Origin of the sequence: Rhizobacter sp. (assembly GCA_021153565.1) — a bacterium.
Lineage (GTDB): Bacteria > Pseudomonadota > Gammaproteobacteria > Burkholderiales > Burkholderiaceae_C > Albitalea.
The window spans coordinates 1-5,202 of the sequence record JAJKJU010000230.1; the positions used below are offsets into that span (position 1 = coordinate 1).

Here is a 5,202-nt window from a genome sequence, read left to right on the forward strand (position 1 = left end):
TCAACTCAGTTCTGTTGGAGAGGCTTACTTGAATCGATTCGGGACAGAGGAGCAAAGACATACCCTTTCTCGGGTTCTGTCGCAATAAGGACGTCGGGCCAGCGAAGCCCGGCAGACCATTTGAGATCAGACGGCGAGTGAGTAGAACTGGTCAGCAGCAGACAAAGCTTCGGGCGTGGTTCAACCAAGGGTTACCCGTCCACGGGCCCGAAGAGCTGGAAGACGGGTGGGTGGCATGGCCGACACCTGCGCCCCATTTTGAGCTGAGGCGTGAGCATGAATCGATGCGGGAGTGTGGCGGCGAGGCTGCCCAAGAGCGAACGCATGGACCTGGCCGTTCGGGCGTTGGCGAACTCGGAATCGATCACGGATCTCGCCGCCGAAGCATGGCGTAAGCCGCAAGTTCGTCTACGAGCAAAAGGGCAAGGCCAGCGCAGGGTTGGACGAAGCGTTTGCAATGGACGCGTCGGACGAGGGAGGGCTGTTCGATCTGAAGGTCACCCGCCGATGGCTGCGCCAGGTGATGGGACCCATTGGCCCTCTGGAAGTCTGTGACCGCGTGACTGCACGAGGGAGCCGGCAACCCAGGGTTTCCCAGGCCGCCATGTCGAACTCAATTCCGTTTCCAGAACATCGCGAACCGCAATGTCTTGCATCGGATCCATCGAAACGAAGCAACGATCTTTGCCGACCCACAAACGTGCCATGCCCAGGAATGCGAAGCGTTGGCGAAGGAACCGAAATGGCCTGGATATGCCACCCTTAATGGAATGCACATTGGTACGCGACCCCGAGCTGAAGGGCTTGATTCACCCGAAGAGACCTCACTTCTGCACTTCATGAGACATTGATTGCCAGTGCTGTCGGGGTAGTTGATCGCGGTCTCGCCAGGTGGGCAAGCGGGTCGTCGACCGCGTTGAGCGACGAGGAACGATGCTGGTACAAGCTCACAGTACCGTTCGCGCGGCACCGTGTCCGAGCTGCCGCTTTGTGCGGCCGTCTGCATGGGTACTATCGCCGTCACTTAGCCGGCGGCGCCCGGTGGATAAGGGCAGCGCGCACGCCACCGCCCGAGCTCGTGGCATCGTCACAATGCCTGCCTGCCAGACCTACCAGGTGCGTTGGAAGTTTCCTTCTGGCTCCGATCAGCATCTCTTCAAGGCGTGGCCTAGCGCCGCTTTACGTACGAGCCGTGCTCGTTGAAGCGCCGGACACCCACGTTCGGATCGAACCGGGCTTCAAGCATCGATGACGACAGGTACAGCAGCACAGGCACCCCCCGGCCTTGCCCGGAATGCAGTCCGACTTTCGCATTGGCAATCATGACTTCGCGCCGATAGACCGAGGCACGTGCAGCCTGCCAAGAGAATCTGGAATGGACCCAATACGCAACACAGGCACGGTCAGGCCGCGCGAGATCAGCTCCGAACCGCATGACCCGGACCCGCATAGCGCCGCGCCAAGGCGTGTGCGGCCTCGCACTGCGGGGGCGTTCGAAGCAACGGTACCGCTGTCACCACCGCGGCGCGCCATGTCCGACGACATGGAGGCCGGACCATCGTCGCGACCCCCACGCGGTGCCAGTCCGGCGCCTTGGATGCTGCCGGACCTGAATGCCACGGTGCCCGGTTCGCCGCAGCCAGAGATGCACGCACGCCCGCCTCGTTCACCGTCTGCCGATTTGGTGTGGCCCGATGCGATTGCGTCCCGCGACAATTTACAGGTGCCGGCCGATGCGCTTGCGCCCGACGATATCCTGGCCGAATTCGGCATTTCCGCCCCCCCGCAGCCAGCGGATGTCTTCAGGCTGGTGGACCTGGCTGTTCAACGCCCGGACCTTGAATCCCGCATCGAGATCGCGGCAGACATGCTGCTCTCGTTGCTGGACAACACACCCGAGCTCCGCCAAGAGATCGAAAGCCGTTATGGGCTAAGTCCAGTCTCGGACCAGGTGGTGACGTACATGCTGGATGAGCTCGATGACGACGAGATCGACGGATTGGAGGCTGATCTCGCCCAGCAGCACGACCCCTTGGGCAGCGAGATCCAAGCCTCGGTCCAGCTGACCGGCAAGCCAATCGACTCCGTGCATGCCTTCGATGACGAAGATGATGCGGCGTCATTTGCTCGCCTGCGCGTACCAGACCCGCACGGCACGTCAGGGACCCCTGAGATGCACGCAAGCCCGCCTCGTTCACCGTCTGCCGATTTGCTGGTGTGGCCCGCTGCGGTTACGTCCCGCACCAATTTGCAGGTGCCGGCCGATGCGCTTGCGCCCGACGATATCCTGGCCGAATTCGGCATTCCCGCCCCCCCGCAGCAAGCGGACGTCTTCAGGCTGGTGGACCTGGCTGTTCAACGCCCGGACCTTGAATTCCGCATCAAGATGGCGGCAGAAATGCTGGTCTCGTTGCTGGACAACACGCCCGAGCTCCGCCAAGAGATCGAAAGCCTTTATGGGCTAAGTCCAGTCTCGGACCGGGTGGTGACGCATATGCTGCATTATTTCGATGACGACGAGATCAACGGATTGGAGGCTGATCTCGCCCAGCAGCACGACCCCTTGGGCAGCGAGATCCAAGCCTGGGTCCACCTCACCGGCAAGCCAATCGAATCCGTGGATGCCTTCGATGACGAAGATAATGCGGCGTCATTTGCTCGCCTGCTCGCTCGCCTGCGCGTACCAGACCCGCACGGCACGTCAGCGACCCCTGAGCAAACCGCGGCGCAGGTCTCGTTCGTGATCCATGCCATCGCGAATGATGCCGACTTGCGAACCCAGGTGTTCTCACTCGCGGAAGACGCGTTAGGCAGTTGCGGCGACAACTTGGCCGAAGGCTTCTCCAAGATACGCTTGGCCGTGGACAACCATTGGATGGCGCGGGCCGTGGAGAGTGGCCAAGTGAACGCGAAGCAGCTCAACGACTGGGCAGGATCGCTGTTCCGGATGTCGCTGCTCGAAAGCGCAGTGCACCGCTTCATCGACACTCAGCTCCAGCGTTTCGACCTGCCGGAGTTGGAGCGCAATGCGCTAACAGACGAACCTTTGGAAACCATGGTTCATGCCAAGGTCGCCCTACGCCAGTCACTTCAGCTGCCGGTGAGCACAACATCCGCGATGAGATTCCGCCGCTGCAGCGTTTTGGGGCAAAGAGAGCTGAACATGCTGGCACAGGAGGTGAGGGCCCAGGCTGCAGACGCTCAGGAGCGCGGCAAGTTCCTGCTGGGCCACGAAACATGGCGTACCGGCATGAAGGCGCTATATGCACAGGAATTCACTGGCTTGACGAAAAAGCAAAGTAAAGATCCCTTCTACAGCCTTTATCCGCCCCCAGATTTGGAAGGCCAGGCGCAGTACGCCGAGGAGGCGCGGCGGTTCGAGGCGAAGTGTGCCGATGAGGAGAATGCGCTGCTGCTGCATCTGGCGGCCGAAGGCGGCCAAGAACTGCAGGAGATCCAGGGCTCTACCGCTTGAGACATTCGCTTAATTCTTGAACTGTGCGCCGGTGCGAGGTAAGTTGTGTAATCGGTGGCGGCAGCGACGCTGCAGGGAGCGTGAAATGCCGGTGCAGGGCTCAGCGGTACGCCACAGCCGGCCGCCATCAAGCGACTGCCGTGGATGCAACGCCTTCAAGTCCACAGCCTCAAGGTAGTCACGCTGCGCTGCCGCTTCAAGCGCGTGCCCTCGGAGACCGCCTTCTTCAGCAACTTCCTCGCCGCCGTGCGCCACAAGGCGCGCACGGGTCGAGACGCTGAACAAATGCACCAGCGGCTGATTCATCGGATGTGCGAGATGGCCGATGCCAAGAACGCCACTCAGATATTGCTGTTCGCCGCCGAAGCGCAGAACTTCAGCAACTGTGAATACGAGTGGCTGCGCGACGCACGATGACCTTCAGCAATGGGGCAAGACGCTGCTCGTGGTCCTCGTCGGCCAGCCCGAACTGCACGGCCAGACGGCCACCTTCCAGCGCAGCAACAGTATGCACATCCTCTCGCGCTTCATGGTGCATGAGCTGGCGTTTCGCGGCGCGCTAGACGCCCAGGACTGGCGCCACCTGCTTGCAGGGCTACGACCAGCAGGAGTTTCCGGCGAACTCGGGCTGGACCCACGCGCGGTTCTTCTTTCCCATGGCCTACGCAGCCGGCTTCAGGCTCGCCAGCGAAGGCGCCGGGCTGTGGTACGCCTTCGATCAGGCGCACAGAAGCACGCTGTGGCCCGAAGCGCTGGAGATCGGCATGGAGTTCTTCACCGCCGCCGTCGAACACCTCATGCTCACGCACGCTCATCACGATGCTGGGTGTTGATCAGCTCGCGCAGCAGCAGGGTCTGCTCGATCGCGGCCATCGCCCTGGATTGTGCGCACGCCAGCTGCTGCGCCGCTGCGCCAGCGCTTGGCCGATCGTGCCGCTGCAGCACTGCACGCGGGCGGTGTCGCGCCCGAGCCGGCGCAGAACCGCTACGCGCCGATACCCGTCGATGAGCACCAGCGGTGTCGTCGCCACCGCCTGGGCGCTGTCGTCGTCCACCGCGATGCATGCGACGAGCTGCCCGCACGCGTCGATGGACTGCATCAGCCGCCGCACGGCGCGATCGTCGCTCACGCGTGCGCCGGCGAAGCGCAGCTGCAAGCGCTCGATCTCGACGTCGCTGTCAGGGCGATTGACCATGCACGCTTCCTCGGGCAACGGTGGAGGCATCGTGGAGGACCCGATGTGATACCTGAAACCGCGGCCGCTTCCGAAAGCCACTTCGCGCTCTGTCATCACCGCGCGAGCGCTGTGGATGTTGAACTGCGCCAAAAGCGCGCCAGCTGATTGGGACACTCTTGCCTCGCGACGGAAGGTCCTCGGGCCGCGAGCGCGGGGCAGGCTCGTTCGGACTGCCAGAAGCTGGGGGCAAACAAATGCGCTACCCGGGCCCGTTCGCTTGCATATACACCGCTTCGCCCTCGCCCGTTGTGCGATACCGGTCAAGCGCTACCGTGGCGTACTTGGCTGTCTTCAGCCGTCGCTCCGCCCGATCAAGGTCGATCAATCTGCGCTGGAGCAGCGCAACCCACCCGCAGAGTGACCCAGTATGCTTCCCCGGTTTCCCAGCGCATCCAGTTCTCCCAGTCACCTGGAACAAAGCAGCCCCCAGCCGCCGAGCCCGACGCTTCGACCAGCAGGCACCACCGGTGCGACAACGCGTGCGCCTCA

The 5,202-nt window shown here is 62.7% G+C and carries 5 protein-coding genes; 3 read left to right on the top strand and 2 right to left on the bottom strand.

Going from position 1 to position 5,202, the window contains the following annotated elements; translation table 11 throughout:
* Nucleotides 1-1,168: 1,168 nt before the first annotated feature.
* On the bottom strand, nucleotides 1,169-1,324 hold the full coding sequence (locus tag AC30NL_RS14675) for a hypothetical protein (protein ID WP_489464739.1): 156 nt from the start codon (nucleotides 1,322-1,324) through the stop codon (nucleotides 1,169-1,171).
* A gap of 273 nt (nucleotides 1,325-1,597) precedes the next feature.
* Here AC30NL_RS14675 and AC30NL_RS14680 point away from each other — a divergent pair, with 273 nt between their 5' ends.
* From AC30NL_RS14680 to AC30NL_RS14690, 3 genes are all read left to right on the top strand, one after another.
* Entirely contained in the window at nucleotides 1,598-3,475 is a 1,878-nt protein-coding gene (locus AC30NL_RS14680; protein WP_489464740.1) for an NEL-type E3 ubiquitin ligase domain-containing protein, read from the top strand.
* Between the two features lie 144 nt (nucleotides 3,476-3,619).
* Nucleotides 3,620-3,892, top strand: coding sequence for a hypothetical protein (locus tag AC30NL_RS14685; protein WP_489464741.1), 273 nt, complete (start codon nucleotides 3,620-3,622; stop codon nucleotides 3,890-3,892).
* 170 nt (nucleotides 3,893-4,062) lie between these two features.
* On the top strand, nucleotides 4,063-4,308 hold the full coding sequence (locus AC30NL_RS14690) for a hypothetical protein (protein WP_489464742.1): 246 nt from the start codon (nucleotides 4,063-4,065) through the stop codon (nucleotides 4,306-4,308).
* On the opposite strand, the gene AC30NL_RS14695 is transcribed toward AC30NL_RS14690, so the two are convergent.
* Nucleotides 4,309-4,671: a hypothetical protein gene (locus tag AC30NL_RS14695; protein WP_489464743.1), complete on the bottom strand. Its 363-nt coding sequence runs from the start codon at nucleotides 4,669-4,671 to the stop codon at nucleotides 4,309-4,311.
* Nucleotides 4,672-5,202 lie beyond the last annotated feature (531 nt).

Excerpts from the sequence above, each read along its gene's own strand:
- AC30NL_RS14675 (WP_489464739.1), bottom strand. The coding sequence starts at position 1,324 with ATGATTGCCAATGCGAAAGTCGGACTGCATTCCGGGCAAGGCCGGGGG.
- AC30NL_RS14680 (WP_489464740.1), top strand. The coding sequence starts at position 1,598 with ATGCTGCCGGACCTGAATGCCACGGTGCCCGGTTCGCCGCAGCCAGAG.
- AC30NL_RS14685 (WP_489464741.1), top strand. The coding sequence starts at position 3,620 with ATGCAACGCCTTCAAGTCCACAGCCTCAAGGTAGTCACGCTGCGCTGC.
- AC30NL_RS14695 (WP_489464743.1), bottom strand. The coding sequence starts at position 4,671 with ATGGTCAATCGCCCTGACAGCGACGTCGAGATCGAGCGCTTGCAGCTG.